At 65.3% G+C, this 19,549-nt stretch carries 15 protein-coding genes; 5 read left to right on the top strand and 10 right to left on the bottom strand.

Annotated elements, in window-relative coordinates:
* Nucleotides 1-64: 64 nt before the first annotated feature.
* Together O1A05_RS06890 and dnaK are read right to left on the bottom strand one after the other, a co-directional pair.
* Complete coding sequence (locus O1A05_RS06890; protein ID WP_270107294.1) at nucleotides 65-748, bottom strand: nucleotide exchange factor GrpE; 684 nt, start codon at nucleotides 746-748, stop codon at nucleotides 65-67.
* Between the two features lie 189 nt (nucleotides 749-937).
* Nucleotides 938-2,788: a molecular chaperone DnaK gene (dnaK, locus tag O1A05_RS06885; RefSeq protein WP_270107293.1), complete on the bottom strand. Its 1,851-nt coding sequence runs from the start codon at nucleotides 2,786-2,788 to the stop codon at nucleotides 938-940.
* A 372-nt stretch (nucleotides 2,789-3,160) separates the two neighbouring features.
* Here dnaK and O1A05_RS06880 point away from each other — a divergent pair, with 372 nt between their 5' ends.
* The 3 genes from O1A05_RS06880 (at nucleotide 3,161) to O1A05_RS06870 (ending at nucleotide 6,948) form a co-directional block, all read left to right on the top strand.
* The gene (locus O1A05_RS06880; protein WP_270107292.1) at nucleotides 3,161-5,341 is read left to right on the top strand and encodes an HNH endonuclease signature motif containing protein; all 2,181 of its coding nucleotides are present in this window, start codon (nucleotides 3,161-3,163) and stop codon (nucleotides 5,339-5,341) included.
* A gap of 281 nt (nucleotides 5,342-5,622) precedes the next feature.
* On the top strand, nucleotides 5,623-6,144 hold the full coding sequence (locus tag O1A05_RS06875) for a Dps family protein (protein ID WP_270107291.1): 522 nt from the start codon (nucleotides 5,623-5,625) through the stop codon (nucleotides 6,142-6,144).
* A 126-nt stretch (nucleotides 6,145-6,270) separates the two neighbouring features.
* Complete coding sequence (locus O1A05_RS06870) at nucleotides 6,271-6,948, top strand: hypothetical protein (RefSeq protein WP_270107290.1); 678 nt, start codon at nucleotides 6,271-6,273, stop codon at nucleotides 6,946-6,948.
* On the opposite strand, the gene cls is transcribed toward O1A05_RS06870, so the two are convergent.
* Complete coding sequence (gene cls / locus O1A05_RS06865; protein WP_270107289.1) at nucleotides 6,934-8,442, bottom strand: cardiolipin synthase; 1,509 nt, start codon at nucleotides 8,440-8,442, stop codon at nucleotides 6,934-6,936. The two genes, O1A05_RS06870 and cls, sit on opposite strands and share 15 nt — an antisense overlap.
* Nucleotides 8,443-8,451: 9 nt before the next feature.
* The gene (locus O1A05_RS06860; protein ID WP_270107288.1) at nucleotides 8,452-9,054 is read right to left on the bottom strand and encodes a TetR/AcrR family transcriptional regulator; all 603 of its coding nucleotides are present in this window, start codon (nucleotides 9,052-9,054) and stop codon (nucleotides 8,452-8,454) included.
* Between the two features lie 239 nt (nucleotides 9,055-9,293).
* Here O1A05_RS06860 and O1A05_RS06855 point away from each other — a divergent pair, with 239 nt between their 5' ends.
* Together O1A05_RS06855 and O1A05_RS06850 are read left to right on the top strand one after the other, a co-directional pair.
* A complete protein-coding gene (locus O1A05_RS06855) occupies nucleotides 9,294-11,930 on the top strand; it encodes an MMPL family transporter (protein WP_270107287.1) in 2,637 nt (878 codons plus the stop codon).
* Nucleotides 11,931-12,091: 161 nt separating this feature from the next.
* A complete protein-coding gene (locus O1A05_RS06850; RefSeq protein ID WP_270107286.1) occupies nucleotides 12,092-12,373 on the top strand; it encodes a DUF4235 domain-containing protein in 282 nt (93 codons plus the stop codon).
* An 18-nt stretch (nucleotides 12,374-12,391) separates the two neighbouring features.
* Here O1A05_RS06850 and mnhG read toward each other — a convergent pair whose 3' ends face one another.
* The 6 genes from mnhG to O1A05_RS06820 are packed head-to-tail and all read right to left on the bottom strand — an operon-like array spanning nucleotide 12,392 to nucleotide 19,489.
* Nucleotides 12,392-12,853, bottom strand: coding sequence for a monovalent cation/H(+) antiporter subunit G (gene mnhG, locus O1A05_RS06845; protein WP_333482009.1), 462 nt, complete (start codon nucleotides 12,851-12,853; stop codon nucleotides 12,392-12,394).
* A complete protein-coding gene (locus O1A05_RS06840) occupies nucleotides 12,846-13,352 on the bottom strand; it encodes a monovalent cation/H+ antiporter complex subunit F (protein WP_270107285.1) in 507 nt (168 codons plus the stop codon). Before O1A05_RS06840 ends, mnhG begins: the two co-directional genes overlap by 8 nt.
* Complete coding sequence (locus O1A05_RS06835) at nucleotides 13,349-14,041, bottom strand: Na+/H+ antiporter subunit E (protein WP_270107284.1); 693 nt, start codon at nucleotides 14,039-14,041, stop codon at nucleotides 13,349-13,351. The genes O1A05_RS06840 and O1A05_RS06835 overlap by 4 nt, the downstream gene beginning before the upstream one ends.
* Complete coding sequence (locus O1A05_RS06830) at nucleotides 14,038-15,756, bottom strand: Na+/H+ antiporter subunit D (RefSeq protein ID WP_270107283.1); 1,719 nt, start codon at nucleotides 15,754-15,756, stop codon at nucleotides 14,038-14,040. Before O1A05_RS06830 ends, O1A05_RS06835 begins: the two co-directional genes overlap by 4 nt.
* The gene (locus O1A05_RS06825) at nucleotides 15,753-16,286 is read right to left on the bottom strand and encodes a Na(+)/H(+) antiporter subunit C (RefSeq protein ID WP_270107282.1); all 534 of its coding nucleotides are present in this window, start codon (nucleotides 16,284-16,286) and stop codon (nucleotides 15,753-15,755) included. The genes O1A05_RS06830 and O1A05_RS06825 overlap by 4 nt, the downstream gene beginning before the upstream one ends.
* Nucleotides 16,283-19,489, bottom strand: a complete 3,207-nt coding sequence (locus O1A05_RS06820; protein WP_442867671.1) for a Na+/H+ antiporter subunit A — start codon at nucleotides 19,487-19,489, stop codon at nucleotides 16,283-16,285. Before O1A05_RS06820 ends, O1A05_RS06825 begins: the two co-directional genes overlap by 4 nt.
* Nucleotides 19,490-19,549 lie beyond the last annotated feature (60 nt).

Below are 19,549 nucleotides of genomic sequence, written 5' to 3'. Positions count from 1 at the left end.
CTCCCTTCCTCTCTCGTGTGCTCAGCTGTTCGGCAGGCGCTGGTTCGGCACCTGCTCAGCAACCTCAATTCGCTCCGGCCGAGACCATCACCTGGGCGGCACGCAACACCCGCTCGCCGCGGACGTACCCGTTACGGAACACCTGAATAATGTGCTCCTCGGGCACCTCCTCCGACGGCTGACGCAGCATCGCCTCGTGCTGGGCGGGGTTGAACTCGGCCCCGGCCAGTGCCTCTTGGTCTTGGCGCTCCAGCCCATAACCGGTCAGCACCTGCTCCAGCTTCTTCGCGATGGCGGCAAACGGCCCGTCCGTGAGGTCCCCGGCGGTGCGTGCGGCATCGATATCGTCCAGCACCGGCAACAGCGACTCGAGCATCGAGTTCACCGCCTCCTCCTTGGCCACGCTGCGGTCCCGGTCCACGCGACGCCGGTAATTCACAAATTCGGCCTGGAGCCGCTGCAGGTCTCTGCGCAGCTCATCGACGACGGCGCCTGACGCCTCCGCGCCCTCGGATTCCCCTGCACCAGCATCGGCGTCCTCCGCCGCGGCCGCATCCTGGAGGATCTGCTCCGCCTGGCTCACCGCATCCGCGCCGTCTTCCTGGCTTGCCTCACCGGGCTGGCCCGGCTGATCGCGGCGCTTCCCGGTTTCCGGGTCGATCCGGCGCTTGTCGGTGAAGCGCACGTCCTCGCGCGGTTCCTGGGCGTCGTTGGCACCGTCACGGTGCTCATGTGGTTCGTTCGTCATGGTCTCTCCTGTCAGGCACTGTCTGATCTGGCGCTGTCTGAACTGGCGCTGTCTGGTCTGGGCTGGTCATGGGTGCTGATACCGGCCGGGCCGGCCGCACCCCATCTCCGGGGCACGGCCGGCCCAGAAACCGGATCCTTACTCGGTACGCGCCGAGCGCGGCTCGCTCTCACGAGCCGGTGGCGTCGGTCACTTCTTGGAGTCGTCGTCCTCGTCCACAACCTCGGCGTCGACGATGTCCTCATCCGCGTTCGCACCGGCCTCAGCGCCCTCGGCACCCTCAGCGGACTCCGAAGCGTAGAGGGCCTCACCGATCTTGACCTGAGAGGCCTGCAGCTTCTCATAAGCCGCCTGCACCTCGTCGTCGTTGTCCTGCTTCTCCAGGGCTGCCTTCAGCGCGTCAACGTCAGCCTGCACCTCGGTCTTGATCTCCTCGGGCAACTTCTCGTCGTTGTCCTGGAGTAGCTTGTCGACGGAGTAAGCGGACTGCTCGGCGGCGTTGCGGCGCTCGGCAGCCTCACGGCGCTTCTTGTCCTCTTCCGCGTGAGCCTCGGCGTCCTTCACCATGCGATCGATGTCCTCCTCCGACAGCGAGGTGCCACCGGTAATGGTCATCGACTGCTCGGTGCCGGTGCCCTTGTCCTTTGCGGACACGTGGACAATACCGTTGGCGTCGATGTCGAAGGTGACCTCCACCTGGGGCATACCGCGCGGAGCCGGAGCAATACCGGTCAGCTCGAAGGTACCCAGCGGCTTGTTGTCCCGGGTGAACTCGCGCTCGCCCTGGAACACCTGGATCGACACGGAGGGCTGGTTGTCCTCGGCGGTGGTGAAGGTCTCCGAACGCTTGGTCGGGATCGCGGTGTTGCGCTCGATCAGCTTGGTCATCACGCCACCCTTGGTTTCGATACCCAGTGACAGCGGGGTGACGTCGATGAGCAGCACGTCCTTGCGCTCACCGGCCAGCACGCCGGCCTGAATAGCAGCACCAACAGCGACGACCTCGTCCGGATTCACACCCTTGTTCGGCTCCTTGCCACCGGTGAGCGAGGTGACCAGCTCGGCGACGGCGGGCATACGGGTCGAACCGCCGACCAGCACCACGTGGTCGATATCGGAGACGGACACGCCGGCTTCCTTGATCACGTCGTTGAACGGCTTCTTGGTGCGCTCCAGCAGGTCCTTGGTCAGGTCCTGGAACTTGGCGCGGGAGAGATGCTCGTCCAGGTGCACCGGACCATCGGCGGTCACCGAGAGGTACTGCAGCGAGATGTTGGTCGAGGTGGCCGAGGACAGTTCCTTCTTGGCCTGCTCGGCGGCCTCCTTCAGGCGCTGCAGGGCGATCTTGTCGTTGGATAGGTCCGCACCCTTGGACTTGGCCTGGGCCAGCAGCCAGTTCACGATGGCCTCGTCCCAGTCGTCGCCACCGAGACGGTTGTCACCGGCCGTGGCGCGCACCTGAATGGTGGAGAAGTCGTCCTCGTCCTTACCGACTTCCAGCAGGGATACGTCGAAGGTACCGCCGCCGAGGTCGAACACGAGGATCAGCTCGTCTTCCTTACCGCGTTCCAGACCGTAGGCCAGGGCTGCCGCAGTGGGCTCGTTGATGATGCGGGACACCTTCAGGCCAGCAATCTCGCCAGCCTCCTTGGTAGCCTGACGCTCGGCGTCGTTGAAGTACGCGGGAACGGTGATGACGGCTTCGGTCACCTTCTCGCCCAGATACTCCTCGGCATCGTGCTTCAGCTTCATCAGCGTGCGCGCGGAGATCTCCTGCGCGGTGTATGTCTTGCCGTCCACTTCGGTGGTCCAGTCGGTGCCCATGTGGCGCTTGACCGAGGCGATGGTGCGCTCCGGGTTGTTGACGGCCTGGCGCTTGGCGATGTCGCCGACGAGCACCTCGCCACCCTTGGAGAAGGCCACCACCGACGGGGTAGTGCGCGAACCTTCAGCATTGGCGATGACGGTCGGGTCGCCGCCTTCAAGAACAGAGACGACGGAGTTGGTGGTTCCGAGGTCGATACCCACTGCACGTGACATAGCGATGTTTCCTTTCACTGCTTCGATAGTCCGCACGCTCAGGCAATGGACTCCGCGGGCCTACCGGCTGCGGCACCTTGAGCGTTCATGACTCAACATGCCACGTCGGAAAACCCTGTGTCAAGAAACCTGAGTCGCACTGACTCAACTTTGTGTCGATGAGTATAACCACGACCCCGCGAAGTTCATTCCCGACGGCGCACATTCCTCGAAAGCCACCCCTGATCCGACTCCTCCACAGACCCATGACACACGCCCTTCATCCAGAGATTCAACCCCTCTTCCCTCAGGGTCCTGCACCGCCGGGCAAACTAGTCGTAGAACTTGCGTACCAGTCATAAATCAGCAGCAGAGCAAGGAGAGGAGAACGTCATGACGGACACGACGACGAAGCCGATTCGCCCGCCGCACCCGCTCGAAGAATCGGAGAACCTCTTCGAGGAGCATCTCTCCGCCGCCGGAGACGCCCAGCAGTCCATGCGGGAAGAAGAAATCCGGGCGGCACGAGACTTTGCCGAATCACTAGGGCTCAACGATCTGACGCTCGAGCAGAAGACCGTCGTCCTTGTGGCCCTCAGCGCGGACTTGTCCCAGCAGCTCCTCACCGCACCCTCATCCGAGGTCTACACCCACCTCAACCTCATGGAGGCCGCCCCGGACGGCGACCAGGATTGGTCTACCCTCTGGTCCGCCTCACTGGAGGAACCCGCCCCCACGTCTATCGAGTCAAACGAGCACGGCGTACGCCACGCCCCCGAGTCGGACCGCCTCAATTCCTCCGCGGCCGCGCCAAACTCTTCACGCCACGCCACGGCTTGGTTGCCAGCCCTCCTGCAGCGCACCTCCACCGCCGGTCAGCTACTGGAAAGCGCCCTCACCTCCATGGCAGCCACCGTGGACCAGGTCTTCGACCGCTCCATGGAACGCTACGAGCTGCTGGGAGTCCCGGCCGGGCGGCGCTCCTTCCGCGACTCCGCCGCATACCTACGCGACCTCACCGGCCGCACCCGCACGCAGATCCGCGCCTGGACCGAAGTCGCTGAGAAAGTCTGCCCCGGACCCAAGGAACCCAACGGCCACCGGCGCCCGGCTCGCTACACCCACCTTTCGGCAAGCATTCACGACGGCACCCTGCACGTCGACAACGCGACCCTGGTCCTCAAGGCCATGCGCAATGTCGAGAAGTACGCCCAACAGTGCAAGGTCGACCCTGCCACCGCAGAATCCGCCCTTGCTGACGGCGAGCGCCTGCTGGCCAACCGTTCGCGCACGCTGCACGCCGATGGGCTGCGCAAGCTCTGTGACCAGTGGGAGACCTCCACCAAAACCAGCTTGGACCAGGACGGCGTCCCGCCAGACTCCGATGCACCGCATGAGAAGCAGGGACTGTCCTATAAGGGGTACAACGCCGAGGACGACCTCTACCACTGGGGAATGCGCCTGACGCAGATCCAGCACGAGATGCTCCTTGCAGCCACCTCAGCCGCCACCAATCCCCGCTCCCGCCACGCGCAGAAACGGGCCCAAGCCCTCACCAGCCTCTTTGAAGCCTTCCTCGAAGAGCACGGCCTGGACCCAGAAGATCTCATCCAGCCCGACGACGCCGACACCAACGATCCTGCCGGCGCCAACCCCTCGTCAGCGGATCCCGTCAGCGATAATTCGACGAATCGCACTGATCTGCCTCCGCTGCCCTCCCCGTCGACAGAGCCAGCATCACCCGAAGAGCCCACCCCATCTGGAGTGCCGAGACCACCTCAACCATCCGCCGATGATGCAGATCAACGACTTGGACAGCACACATTGCCCTTGCCTGACCTCACCGATCCTGCCGAGAATCTGCCCTTCGATCCGCTCGACGAGTCACACCTGCCCGAAATGGGCCATGTCGATCACCCCGCTGCGGTTCGAATGACGCGCCGAGTCAAAGAAGCATTGCAGCTCGAGGCCGTTTTCACGGCACTGCACCACGGAATTTCGTCACTCTCCGGCACACACCTGCTTCCGCGGTCTAATGGCGTATTGCCCAGACTGACCATCCTGATGGACTACGCCACCCTGCATCGGTCATTGACAGCAGATCCAGAGACGACGCGGGGCGACCCTCACCTGGCCTCGCAAGGACCACCGGTGTCCACCGCGCTATTCAGCGGCCACATCAATCCGCGAAATATTCGACACCTAGCTTGTGATGCCGAAATCCTGCCCGTCGTGATGGACGGCAAAAACGCCGTGCTTGACCAGGGCCGACATTTGCGCAACGCCACCGAGGCACAGCGCACCGCACTTCAAGCACGCGATCGGGGTTGCGCCGCGCCCGGATGTACCATGACCGCCGCATGGTGCCAGCCACACCACGTCACCCCCTGGGTCGATGGTGGAGAGACCGACCTCGACAATCTCGTCCTACTCTGCCCCGGGTGCCACCGAGCGACCCATGACGGTCGCTGGACGATCACCATCAAGGACGGCACACCCTGGTTCACACCAGCCAGCTACGTCGACCTCAATCAAACTCCACGGCGCAACGATCTTTGGCACACCAATAGCTGAACGACCCCGCGCAATCTTCGAAGTGAAGAATCAGCATTCCAACGCCAACCCAATCTCAAATTCGACAGCATCACCGCCGTTCAGAGAGTTAGGAGAGCCTAGGCAAACAGCCGGATCCGGGTGTTATTTTGATCCACTCAAAATACAGTTAGGATAGGCTCCTATTGCTTGCGGGGCCTGAGGTGGGGTGCTTGAATTAGATGCGTAAGGAGATGAAAGTTGAATAGTTCATCCGATATTCGACTCAGCGTCACCTTTCAATTCGCACCCTCGTGGAAGGAATGATCATGGCTGACAACGCAAGCTACACCGTACCTGGACTAGATCTCGAAGACGGCCGTCGTGTCGCCGACGTTCTGCAGAACCGACTTCACGCACTGAACGACCTGCAACTGACCCTGAAGCACGCTCACTGGAACGTGGTCGGCCGCGATTTCATCTCCGTGCATGAAATGCTGGACCCTGAGGTGGATCGTGTCCGCGATTTCGCAGACACCACCGCCGAGCGCATCGCCACCATGGGCGTCTCCCCGAAGGGAACCCCCGGCGCTATCGTCACCGATCGCACCTGGGATGACTACGCTCTGGGTCGCGCCTCCACGCTGGCTCACATCTCGGCACTAGACAAGGTCTACACCGACGTCATCGCCGATCACCGTAACGCGATTGCCGAAGTAGGCAAGGTGGACCCGATCGCCGAGGACATCCTGATCGAGCAGACTCGCGCTCTGGAACTGTTCCAGTGGTTCCTGCGCTCGTTCATCACCGACGCCGGTGGCGAGCTCTCCCATGTGGAGGCCTGAGCCTTCCGATAACACGCGCTCAGCGCATCGACCGCACTCACACCGCGGACGATGAAGCAATGGCCCCGTTCACTGAACGGGGCCATTGCCGTACCCGAAACGTAGCCGGGAGCTAGCATGGTGCCCATGTCTGTTGCGCGTCGCCCCCTGCTCATCGGCGTCGATGGTCGCTCCGGGGCGGGGAAAACTCAGCTCGTTGCCCGGCTGCGCCACCGACTCCAGGAGCGCGGCCACGTCGTCGTCGTCTTCTCACTCGATGAGATCTACCCCGGATGGGACGGGCTGGCCGCCGGCGTCAAGCAATACGCCCACTCCATCTTGCCGCAGCTGACGTCCGGGCGCCCGGTTCAGTATCGACGCTGGGATTGGTACGCGCGGGACCCCGGGGCCGGTGTTGGTGGTGCCCTCGGTCCCGCAGTGACTTTGCCGAGCGGGGACATTGTGCTGTGTGAAGGGGTGGGTGCGACCGCCGCGGAGGCCCGCCGATGGCTGGATCTGGCCGTCTGGGTGGAGGCGCCGGACAGGCTACGCCAGCGCCGAGCTCTGCAGCGCGACGGCGACACCTACCGCGGGCACTGGCAACAGTGGGCGGACCAGGAGGAACAGCTCTTCCACGACAGCACGGGGAACGGCCAGCGCGCGCCCGGGCACGACGTCGTCGTCGACACCGCGGAACCATGCGACACCCCAGATTCGAAACCGGACAGACCCGAAACGAATCCGGGAGAACCACAACGGAATGCGGGCAGCGATGAGGCGGTGGCCATGCTGGTGCGGCGGATCGAGGCGTTACTGCAGGGCTGAGGTGAGGCGGAAGACATTGTCCAGCCAGCGCTTGTGGCGCGGCCGCTTCAGCCACTCTTCCAGGGTGAGCTCCTCACACTGATCACGGTAACTGCGGATGATCTCGTTGACATCGCGGACTACGTCCTCGTCGGCCACCAGCACGGAGACCTCCATGTTCAACGAGAACGAGCGCATATCCATGTTGGAGGACCCGATCATCGCCACTTCGTCGTCGATAGTGAACAGCTTCGAATGCAGCACGTCGGGGTCGGGGTAGCGGAAGATGCGGATGCCGGCGCGCAGTAACTGCCGGTAGTAGGACTGTTGGGCGTGGTGCACCATGAACTGGTCGGCCTTGCGGCAGACGATCAACTCGACGTCGATCCCGCGCTGGGCGGCACCGGTGAGCGCGTAGAGCATCGAATCGTCGGGCACCAGATAGGGCGAAACCACGGTGAGGGACTGCTCGGCGTTGTAGAAAAGGTGGTTGAACGCGCGCAGGTTATTTTCGGTGGCGAACCCCGGCCCCGAGGGGATCACCTGGGCGATCGCCCCCTCATGGTCGTAAAATTCTTCATCGGTGACCCCACGCAGCACCTCATCCAGGTGCTCCCCGGTCTCTGAATACCAGTCGGTGGCGAACACCAGGTCCAGGCTGGCCACTGTGGGGCCGGTGACCCGGGCCATCACGTCGACCCATTCGCGGCCCATGTTCCACGACGACGGGCGCTTGTACCCGGGCTCGATCAGGTTGAGGGAGCCAGTGTAGGCCACTTCGCCGTCCACAATGAGCATCTTGCGGTGATTGCGCAGATCCGGGCGCTGGTACCTCCCGCGCCAAGGCTGGAAGGGCATGGCCAGGTGGAATTCGATGCCGCAACCGCGCAACCGGCGCAGCATTTTCCGGTAGCCTTTCACCCGCAGGGACGCGATGTGGTCGAACAGCAGCCGCACCTTCACGCCGCGCTGCTGGGCCCGCTCCATGGCCTCAATCACGACGTCGGCGTAACCTTTCCGCCCCTCCGGATCCACCGCCATGATGTAAAACATCACGTGCACGTAGTCGGTGGCCTGGTCGATGTCCGCGGCCATGCGGGCCAGGCACTCGCGGTAGTCGGTGACCATTTCGAAGCGATTGCCGTCGAGCATCGGGAATCCGGTGAGCGCGCGGGTCAGATTCGCCGATGCCTCCACGTATTCGGGCGCCTCGCCCAGCTGGTGCGGCAGTTCCAGGTGGCGGGTGGCGCGGGTGAGCTCATCGGTGACGGCGTCTTGGCGGGCTCGGCGTTGACCCCCGAGCCGGACGGTGCCCAGCAACAGGAACAGCAACAACCCGGGCAGGGGCATGATGAAGATGACCAGCAGCCAGGCCATGGCGACGGAGGGACGACGATTTCCGGGCACGATGCCCAGCAAGGCGAGCCGGATGATGATGTCGATCGTCCAGATCAGCACCGTCACCCAGGCAGGCAGGGCCACCAGGGCGGTCAGGTCATCGAACGGGGAGATCACCCTCTCATTCTAGGGGGCGCGCAACGGGGCCGGGCTGACGAAGTCCACGAGCTGATCGGCCCACTGGCTCGACGTCGGTTCGGCAAACATCAGGCGCAGCAGCAGCGAACCGGCCAGCAGTTCGGCTAGGAACTCCGGCGGGCCGGCCAGGGTGCCGGGGTGACGCTGATCATGGGCGATGAACCGCTGCTCCAGCGCCTCGCGCATTGGCATCACCAACCATTCGTGGACGGCCGCGGAGCGTTCACTGCCCCCGGCCAGCGCCACGAGCACGGCCTGAGTCAGGGAGGCGTCAGCCTCGCAGGCGATGGATTCGCGCATGGCGTCGAGCCAGGCACGCAGGTCGGCGCGCAGGTCATCGCGGCCGTCACCGCTGTGCTGCATGACCGGCAAACCGCCCGGAAAATACCCGGTAGACAGGGCCTCGACGACGACTTCCGACTTGGAGCTCCACCACCGGTACACCGTCTGTTTGGAGACTTCGGCCCGGGCGGCGATGCCTTCCATCGTCATCGCGGTAAAGCCCTGCTCTTCGAGCAGTTCGACCGCCGCACGCAACACTGCCTCCTGGGAGGCACGGCTGCGCGGTCGGCCCCGCGTGTTTTTCCTCACATCTGCTCCTGGTGGCTGGGTTAGTGGCTGGGTTAGTGGCTGGGCTGGGGGCTGGGTTGACAGCTGGCTGGCGGCTCAGTTGCGTCGTCGTGTCGCTATTGTGTCACCGCTCGCACATTTCGAGACGGTGCGTCCACTATAGTACGCTGAGTGCGGCGTCACTGTGTTTTACTGCCCAGTCACGCCCGCGCACTCACGCCGATGCACCGACCATCACCGACCACACTGTGAAGGACATCATGGCCAAACTGCTCTATCGACTCGGATTCGCCTCCGCGAAGCGCCCCTGGGTCGCCCTTGTTTCCTGGCTGGTCGCCCTGGGACTCGCTGTCGGCGGCTTCTTGGCCTTTGGTGGGACGCTTTCCTCCACCGTGACCATTCCCAACACCCCGACGGCGCAGGTCACGGACCGGTTGGCCGAGGAATTCCCGGACGCGTCCAAAGGCAGCGGCGGCATCATCTTCCAGACTGAGGACGGTTCCGAGTTCACTGACGATCAGCGCGACCAGATCGACGCGCTGCTGGACGAGGTCTCAGCGATGGAGGGCATCGACTCCACGGTGTCCCCGTTCGCCACCGAGGCGGAGCTGGAGAATCAGCGCCAGGAGCTGGCCGATGGCCGCGATCAGGTGGAGCAGGGCCGGGAGCAAGCCGAATCCGGGCGCGAGCAACTGGAGCAAGCCACCGCGCAGCTGGATGCCGCTGAGGCAGAACTCGACGCCGGCCAGGAACAGCTCGACGCCGGACGCGCTCAGGCGGAAGCCGCGGGCATGCCGGAGGCGGCCATGGCCCAGTTCGACCAGCAGCAACAACAGCTCGACGCCGGACGCGAGGACATCGAGTCCTCCCGCGCGGAGATCGCGGAACAGGAAGAGGCCCTCGAGCAGGGCCTCACCGACGCGGCCGAGGGTGAGGAAGCCCTTGACCTGGGCGAACGCATACTGGCGCTCACCGGGGATTACTCCCTCGTCTCTGAGGACGGTTCCACCGCCGAGGGCACCGTGATGTTCACGGCCGCCTCCACCGACGTCGATTCTGACACCAGTGACGCCCTGACGGCCGCCCTGGATGAGGCGGATATCGAGGGCGTGGAGATCCTGCCGAGCCAGGCCATCTCGCAGTCCATGCCGCAGATCATCGGGGTGGGTGAGGTGATCGGTCTGATCGTCGCCGCCATCGTGCTGGTGATCATGCTCGGCACCTTCGTCACCGCCGGGCTGCCGTTGCTCAACGCGCTGATCGGTGTGGGCGTGGGCGCCGTGGGTGCGCTGGCGTTCTCCTCCGCGGTGGAGATGATGTCGGTGACGCCGGTGCTGGGCATCATGCTCGGCCTCGCCGTCGGTATCGACTACGCGCTGTTCATTGTGAACCGGCACCGCCGCCAGCTGAAGTCGGGGCTCTCGGTGCTGGAATCGGCCGGGCTGGCCAACGGTACCTCCGGCAACGCCGTCGTGTTCGCCGGCACCACCGTGGTGATCGCCCTGGCCGCGCTGAACATCACCGGGATTCCGTTCCTGGGTTTGATGGGCACCGTGGGCGCTGCTTGCGTTGCCATCGCCGTGTTGGTCGCCATCACCCTGACTCCGGCGCTGTTGGGTTGGATCGGGCACCGGGCGCTGTCCCGCACCGAGCGCAAGGTGTTGGCCGAGCGCACCTCCTCCGGCGAACACACTGCATACTCTGCCGCCACCAAGAAGGCTATTCAACGCGAGCAGGTTGAGGTCAAGCCCATGTCGACGGCGCGCGCCGTGCTGACCACCCTGGGGACCGTGGCCCTGCTGGCGGTCATCGCGCTGCCGTTCTTCGACATGCGGCTCGGCCTGCCCGACGGCTCCTCCGAGCCCGAGGATTCGGCGTCGTACCAGTCGTACGTGGCCACTGCGGAGGCCTTCGGTGAGGGACGCAACGGCCCGCTGGTGGTCACCGTGGACCTGCCCGAGGAGGCCGCGGGCGACGAAAACGCGATTCTGTCCGAACAAGCAACGATCGGTGAGCAGCTCAGCGAGCTGGACCATGTGGCCGCCGTCGTGCCCGCAGCAGTGAACGACGACGAGACCATCGCGATGTTCCAGGTAATCCCGGAGGAGGGCCCGAACGCGGTCTCCACCGAGGAACTGATCCATACCCTGCGGGACACCACCCCGGACACCGAGTCCACCCACCTGTCGGTGGCGGGCATGACCTCAGGCTTTATCGATGTGTCGGAGGCGCTCTCGGATGCGTTGCCGACCTACCTCGGCGTCGTCGTCGGGCTCTCGCTGATCATCATGGTGCTGGTATTCCGCTCCATCCTGGTGCCGCTGATCGCCACGGGCGGGTTCGTGCTCTCCGTGTTTGCCGCGATGGGCGGTGTGGTCGCGATCTACCAGTGGGGCTGGCTGGGCGAGATCTTCGGGGTGCACTCCCCCGGTCCGGTGCTCAGTTTCCTGCCGACCATCATGATCGGTGTGCTTTTCGGGCTGGCGATGGACTATCAGCTGTTCATTGCCTCCGGAATGCGCGAGGCCTACGCCCACGGTTCGCCGGCACGGCTGGCGGTGCAGGAGGGCTTCCGTGCCGGACGCGCTGTGGTGGCCGCGGCCGCCATCATCATGATCTCGGTATTCGGAGGGTTTATCTTCGCCCATGACGCGATGATCCGGCCGATGGGCTTCGGTCTGGCCTTCGGTGTGCTGCTGGACGCGTTCGTGGTGCGTATGGTGCTGATGCCGGCGCTGATGCATCTGCTGGGCAACTCCGCGTGGTGGCTGCCGAAGTGGCTGGACAAGATCATGCCCAACGTCGACGTCGAAGGGGCGGAGCTGGAGCGCGACCACCCCGGATTGGCCGGTGCCGATCCGCAGCAGGTCGAGGTGGTGAGCACCGACCGGACGTGATGCTCCACGGTTGACTCAGTTCGCGTAAGACACCGAGGCCCGCACAGGTTCTGCTGTGCGGGCCTCGGCGTCTAAGGTGGAGACCAGAACGATCACCCCCGGTTCCGGCCCGTGTGCTGTCGTACGTGTGGAGGAACCGGCCAACCTGTGAAGGGGCATTCATGAACAACCTGGCCGACAAGCTGCTGACCACCGGGATCTCACTGGCGGGAGGCTACATCGGGACGAAGGTCGTGGAGGCCGGCTGGAAGGCGTTCACCGGTGAGGATGCTCCGAAAGACGTTGACGACGCAGATCAGTCGCTGGTGCGCGCCGTCGTGTTCGCCACCATTACTGCGGGTATTTCCGCGCTGATCCGGGTGGCGTCGCAGCGCGGTGCGGCGAAGGCGATCGTGACCTTCCAGGATCGCCGAGCCGCCAAGCTCGGCCGCCTCGAGGTCTGATCCGCTCGCCGAGCTCGCTTATTTTGCGGGCTTAGCCGGTTTGGCTACCTTCGCCGGGCGCGGGTGCGGGCGTTCGGCCCGGGGCGGCTTGGGCGCCGTCGTCACATCCGTTTCTTCCTGGCTGACCACGACGTCGAACAGCTCGTCGGTGTAGAGGTATTCGGGTTTGAGGTGCTTGGTCCGGTAGGCTGCGCGGCCGACCAGGTGCGCCGAGACCGGGGCGGTGATGAGCTGCAACGCCCAGGCCACCACGAGGATCGGCAGCCACACCCAAGCCTGCCACACGCAGGCGAGTCCGATCAGCACGAGAAGCAACCCGAGCACCTGCGGCTTAGTGGCCGCGTGCATGCGCGAGAGCACATCCGGGAAGCGGAGCAGACCGATACCCGCCACGGCGGACAGGGCGGTGCCGGCGATGATGAGCACGGCGGCGGCGACGTCCCACCCATCGGCGGCCTGCAGGATCCCAATATCAGCCACGGTCGTTCTCCTCTCGCTGCGCGCGCTCGGCACCCCGGTGGTCGGCACCGTGCAACGTACCCTCTGGGGAATCCGGGGCGTCCACGCTGCCGGTCATTCCCGCTACCGCACCGGTCTCGCCCAGGGTCTCCTCGGCGTTGCGCCCGGTCACCGAAGAGCGGCCTGCCTGGTGCTCATGGTCGGTGTGTTCGGCGTCTTCCATATGGCGTTTGACTTCGGGGACGGCGTCCACCGTGTAGCGCGCCAGCGTCACCGACCCCACGAACCCGATGACGGAGGCGACCACCACGAAGATGATGTAGTCGGTGGTGTCCAGCAGCACCATGGCGACGACGAGGCCGCTGGACAAGGTGATCAGCAGGACGTCGGTGGCGATGGCGCGGTCCAGGATGGAGGGCCCGCGCACAATGCGGTAGACCGCACCGATCAGACCGATGGTGAGGAACACCAGGCAGATGGCGGCGGCCCAGTTCAGCAGGCCCCATTCGGCGATCATCATGCGCGGTCTCCCTTCTCAGCCTCGGATACGGCGTCTGCCCCGGCGTCGGACCCAGTGTCGGACGCGGTGTTCTCCAGATGGCGGCGGATCACGCCGTCGCCGGCCTGATCTTCGGCACGCACCAGGGCGTAATCCTCGCGGGAGCCGATGGCGCGGATAATCCGTGCCTCAATCGACAGCGACTCTTGACGGAAGGCATCCACCTGTTCCTGGTTTTCGGCGTCGAGCACGTGCAGGTACAGCGTGGAGGAGGGCCGGTCGACGTCGATCACCAGCGACCCCGGGATCAGAGCGAGCGCATGACCGACGGCGGTGACAATCAGGTCGTCGTGGCTGCGCAGCCGCACTGCGACCACCGAGTTGATGATGTTGGGGCCCTTCACGATGGCGTCCCGGGCGACGTCGATGGAGGCGAGTACGATCTTCCACAGGAACACCACGGTGAACACGACGGTGTACCAGAGGTTGATCCGGCCCGGGAAGGGTACGCGCGGCAGCCGGAACGCCCAGAGGACGAAGAGGGCGACGACGAGGCCGATCAGCAGGGTGCCGGGGCGGAAATCCTGCCATAGGGCGCACCACAGCAGGGTCAGGCCGATGACGGTGGGCCACTGGCTCCACAGGGAGATCTGGTCTTCAATGGTGTGGCGGTAGCGCGGTGCCGCACTGGATTCGGTGGTGTCGCTCACGGCTGGCCTCCCGTCTCGTCGTCGGATTCCGAAGAGTTGTGGCCGTTGGAGTCCCCCACGGAGCGGAACTCACCGGGCGAGTCGCTGGAGTCCGCGGGCATCTCGATGCCGTAGTCGGTGAGAACTTCCAGGTCGAGGGAGCCCTGGGAGGCCGCCTCTGCGCCGAGCACCGCTTCAATGTAGGGGGTGCGGACCAGCATGTCCTCGGCGGCTTGATCGGAGAGGTCGTAGAGCGGACCGGCCACCACGGTGAGGGCGACGCCGAGGCCGACCAGCCCCATGGTGGGCAGCGCCAGTCCGGCGTTGGTGGTGCGCAGCGGTCGGCGTCCGGTCTCGACGCGCTCGAGCTCCTCGACCAGGCGCGAGGGCGGGTCTTCGACGTCTTCGACCTTGCGCCAGAACACGCGGGCCCAGATGCGCATCATCACCAGCAGGGTGAGCAGCGAAGTCACCACGGAACCGACGACGAGCAGCATCGCCAGCCCGCTGCCCTGGCCCACGCCCGCCTGCATGAGTCCGAGCTTGCCCAGGAACCCGGAGAACGGCGGGATGCCGCCCAGGTTCAACGCCGGGATCAGGTAGAGCACCGCGATCAGCGGGGAGAGCTTCAGCATGGAGCCCAGCCGAGTGGTGGAGGCGGTGCCGGCCCGGAATTCGATGAGTCCGGTCACCAGGAACAGTGAGGTTTGCAACGTGATGTGGTGAACCACGTAGAAGATCGTGGCCCCCAGACCGACCACATTGGACAGGCCGAGCCCGAATATCATGTAGCCGATGTGCGAGACCAGGGTGAAGGACAGCACACGTTTGATGTCGGTCTGCGCGAGCGCGCCCAGAATACCGACGATCATGGTCAGTAGGGCCACGATCATCAACAGGGTGTTCACCCGGTCGCCGGGGAACAGCAGGGTCTCGGTGCGGACCAGCGCGTAGACGCCGACCTTAGTGAGCAGTCCGGCGAAGACAGCGGTGACCGGGGCCGGCGCGGTCGGGTAGGAGTCGGGCAGCCAGAAGGACAACGGGAACACCGCAGCCTTGATGCCGAATCCGACCAACAGCATGATGTGCAGCACCTGTTGCAGCGCCGGGTTCAGCTCGGCCAGTTTGATCGCCAGGTCCGCCATGTTCACGGTGCCGGTGGCCCCGTAGATCATCGCGATAGCGATCAAGAACACGATGGAGGAGACCACGGAGACCACCACATAGGTGACGCCGGCGCGCACACGGGGCCCGGTTCCGCCCAGGGTGAGCAGCACATAGGATGCGGTCAGCAGAATCTCGAACCCGACGTAGAGGTTGAACAGGTCTCCGGCCAAAAACGCGTTGGACACCCCAGCCACCAGAATCAGGTAGGTGGGGTGGAAGATCGAGACGGGCCCGCCCCCATCGGATTCGGCCACGCCCTGCGCCGAGGCGTAGAGCAGCACCGCAAGCACGATCGCCGAGGAGATCACCAGCATCAGCGCGGAGAACCGGTCGACCACCAGGGTGATGCCGATCGGCGCCTCCCAGCCACCAAGGAAGACTGCGACGGCGCCGGTGTCCCAGACGTGGGCCAGCAGGGCGATATCGAGGATCAGGGTGAGCACGATCGCGGTGACGGTGACCGCGATCTGGGCCTTGGGACGGCGCACCATCATGAACGCCGCGGCTGCGCCGAAGATCGGCATGATGATGGCCAGCGGGGCCAGGGACACGAAGTGGAAATCGGTCATCGTACGTCGTCCCCCTGGGTGGAGCGGTGTGCCCGGTCAGTGTGCTGCGTCCGGGCGGGGGCCTTCGGGGAGGCTTCGGTCGCGTGCTCGTAATGGGCGTTCGGGTCTTCGGCGTCGGTGATGAACTCGGAGTCCTCTTCGTGCAGTTCGGCATCCTCTTCGGCGTCGAAGGAGGGCTGCTCGGCCACCTTGAGGTCTTCGGTGTCTGCCTGGACTTCATCGCGGCGGGCGAGCTTCCAGGAGCGATAGATCATCGCGAGCAGGAAGGAGGTGGTGGCGAAGGAGATGACGATGGCGGTCAGCGTCAGCGCCTGCGGCAGCGGGTCGAAGTACTCGTCCGGGGAGACCCCGTTGCGCACCAGCGGGGCGAGCCCGGCGTCTCCGGCCATCAGCACGATGAGCAGGTTCGTGCCATTGGTGAACAGCACCAGTCCGAGCAGCACTCGGGTCAGGGTACGCTCCAGGATCAAGTAGATCGCGCCGGTGAACAGCACGCCCATGGCCAGGATCAACACAGCGGTCAAGGTCATCGGCTGTTCCCTTCACTGGGGCCGGACGGGGCCGGAGCGGACGGGGGCGAGGTCGGTGCTGAGGCGCTCTGGGCTGCGGCGGCGTTGCGGCGGGCCTGGCGGCGACGTCGTTCGGCCTCACCGTGGCTGCGGGTATCGGCCTCGGCACGGCGGTCCACTTCGGAGCCCAGCGAGCGCAGCACGTCCACCACGAGTCCCACGACGACGAGGTAGACACCGACGTCGAACGCCACGGAGGACACCGGGTGGATGTAGCCGAAGAGGGGCAGCGTGGCTTCCAGATCATAGGACTGGAAGACCTGGCCTCCGAAGATCAGCGGCACCGCGCCCGAAATCGCCGCAATGGCCAGCCCCGAGCCCAACACCACACCTGCCGGAACCGGGAGTGCTTGTTCGAGCTCATAGCGGCCCCCCGCCAGGTAGCGGATGGTGAGGGCGAGTCCGGCGATGAGTCCGCCCGCGAAACCGCCGCCGGGGGTGTTGTGCCCGGCAAGCAGCAGGTAGATGGAGAGCACGATGACGGCGTGGAAGATCAGCCGGGTGACCACCTCGAAGATGATCGAGCGGCGTTCCGGCGCCAGAGTGCGCCCGGCGACCAGCCATGCGTCGCGCTCCACCGTAGCGAAGCGGCGCATGGTGTCCAGTTCGTTCTTGGCGATGCCCTTTTCGGGGACGCGCACCCGACCCACGGAACCATCAGCGATGTCGCCAAGCTGCCGGCGGCGGCGGTCGCGCTGCTGGATGAACACCAGCGAGGCCACGCCCGTGGCGGCCGCGGCGAGCACGGTGATTTCGCCGAAAGTATCCCAGGCGCGGATGTCTACCAGGATCACGTTGACGACGTTAGATCCGCCGCCGATGTCATACGCGAGTTGCGGCATGTCCAGCGAAATCGGATCCGCCACCCGGGAAGCCATCACGGTGGCAGCGACCCACATCATCACCAGGCCGAAGCTGACGGCGAGCAAGGCGCGGGCCCAGCGGTCGTTGCGCCCGCGGGCACCCTCCACGCGGGACGGCAGCACGCGCAATCCGAGCACCATGGCCACCAGGATGATGGACTCGACGAGCAGTTGGGTCAGCGCCAGGTCAGGGGCGCCCTGGAGTGCGAAAATCGCGGCCAGCCCGTACCCCGTCACGGAGACCAGCATGATGGTCATGAAGCGTTTGCGGGCCACCATCGCGGTGAAGGTGGCGGTGATCATGGCCAGCACCACCACGATCAGCGCTGGGCTGGCGGTGAGTTGCCAGTCGGCAAAGAATGCGACGTTGCTCAGCGTCACGGCGCCTTCGTCGTCGTGCCAGGGGAACAGCATCGCGATCAGCGGGCCGCCCACGGTGACGCCGAGAATGATGAACAGGTAGAAGCTGAGCTCACCGCGCTGGGTGCGCCCGGTGACCCACACCCCGAACGCATCGAGCTTGCCCATGAAGGTGCGGTATGCCCGGGCGGCGTCGAACCAGGTGGGCACCTGGTCCTGGGCTGCGGATACCCTGTCGCGCAGCAGGAAGGCACCCAGGCCGAGGACCAGCATCACCCCGGACAGCAGCAGTGGCACATTGAACCCGTGCCAGAGCGCCAGGTAAGCGGGCTCGTCGTCGGGCTGGAGAGGCGCGGCGGTGGCGCCGAACGCGGTGGGTAGCGCGCCGGTCCATTCGGGCACGAACGGCAGCACCAGGCAGGCCAGTGAGAGCAGCAGCACGGGGCTGAGTCCCAGCCAGGACACGGTGCGGCTGAGCTCGGTATCGGGCATTTTCTGGTTCGGGGCCAGGGTGGCGACGTCGACGTCGGGGTCCAGTGCGGCCGGTTTGGTGGCAAAACCGCCCCAGATGAAGCGCGCCGTGTAGGCCACGGTGAACACCGAACCGATGACGATGGCCACCAGCGGGGCCCACATCCAGGCGGCGTGCCAGAAGGAGTCCCCGATAGCGCCGGTGTTCACCTCGGCCCAGTGGAGCGCCTGTTCCAGCACAGACTCTTTGGCCATGAAGCCGAACAGCGGCGGAATGCCCGCCATCGAGGCAGCGCCGACGAGCGCGCAGGCAAACAGCCACGGCTGGCTGCGCCACAGTCCGGAAAGCTTGGTGAGGTCGCGGGTGCCGGCTTTCTTGTCGATGGTGCCGACGATCATGAACAGCGGCGCCTTGAACAGTGAGTGCGCCAACAGCATGGCGAGTCCGGCCATAGCGGCGTCGCGGTAGCCGAAACCATTGGCGATCATCAGGAAGCCCAGCTGGGAGACGGTTCCGTAGGCGAGCACCAACTTAATGTCGGTTTGGCGCAGGGCCCGCCAGCCGCCGACGAGCATAGTCCACATGCCGACGCCGAGCACGAGTCCCTGCCAGGTGGCCATTTCGGCGAAGCCCGGGGCCAGGCGGGCCACCAGGTAGATGCCGGCTTTCACCATCGCGGCGGCGTGCAGGTACGCAGACACCGGGGTGGGGGCGGCCATGGCGGCCGGGAGCCAGAAGTGGAAGGGGACCTGGGCCGATTTGGTGAGCGCGCCGATGAGCACCAGCGCGATGGCCCAGCCCATGAACGCCCCTGCGTAGGGCCCGGTGAGCATCTCGGGGGCAGCCAGCACGATGTCGGAGATGCGGTAGGTTCCGGCGGCTTCGCCCAGCATGAGCAGGCCAATCAGCATGGCCAGGCCGCCGAAGGTGGTGACCACCAGCGCGGTCAGCGCGGAACGGCGGGCGAATATGCGGTGACCGGCGTGGCCGATCAGCAGGAAGGAGAGCACCGAGGTGATCTCCCAGAAGATGTAGAGAATCAGCAGGTCATCGGTGGTCACCAGCCCGAACATGGCACCGGCGAAAGCCAGCAGCACCGCGCCGAAGGAGCCGAGTTTGGGGTCGCCCGCGGAGAAATACCGGGCACAGTAGACGAGCACCAGCGCGCCCACGCCGAGCACGATGAGCCCCATGAACGCAGCCAGGGTGTCCATCCGGAAGCTGAGCTGCACTCCCAGGGACGGCAGCCAGTCGAAGGTCTGGACCAGCGGGTCCCCCGCGCCGTCGGCCCCGGATCCTGCGGCAAGCAGTTCTTCGGAGTCAAGAATGTGCGGCAGCTGGGCGCAAAGCCAGATGAACCCCGCCGCCGGAACCGCAGCCAGCACCAGAAAGCCGCTGCGATCCATCACACGGAAAATAAGGGGGGCCACCATGGCGACCGCGAACAGTGCAATCAAGACTATGAGCACAGGCGGGCCTCCGTCGGGCTGGGGGGCGGGGACCTGTTTATTCTACAGTCTCGTCACCTT

Source organism: Citricoccus sp. NR2, from assembly GCF_027594385.1.
In the GTDB taxonomy this organism is placed as follows: domain Bacteria; phylum Actinomycetota; class Actinomycetes; order Actinomycetales; family Micrococcaceae; genus CmP2.
Note: the sequence above shows the minus strand (reverse complement) of the source record. Positions and strands in the feature narration are given on the sequence as shown.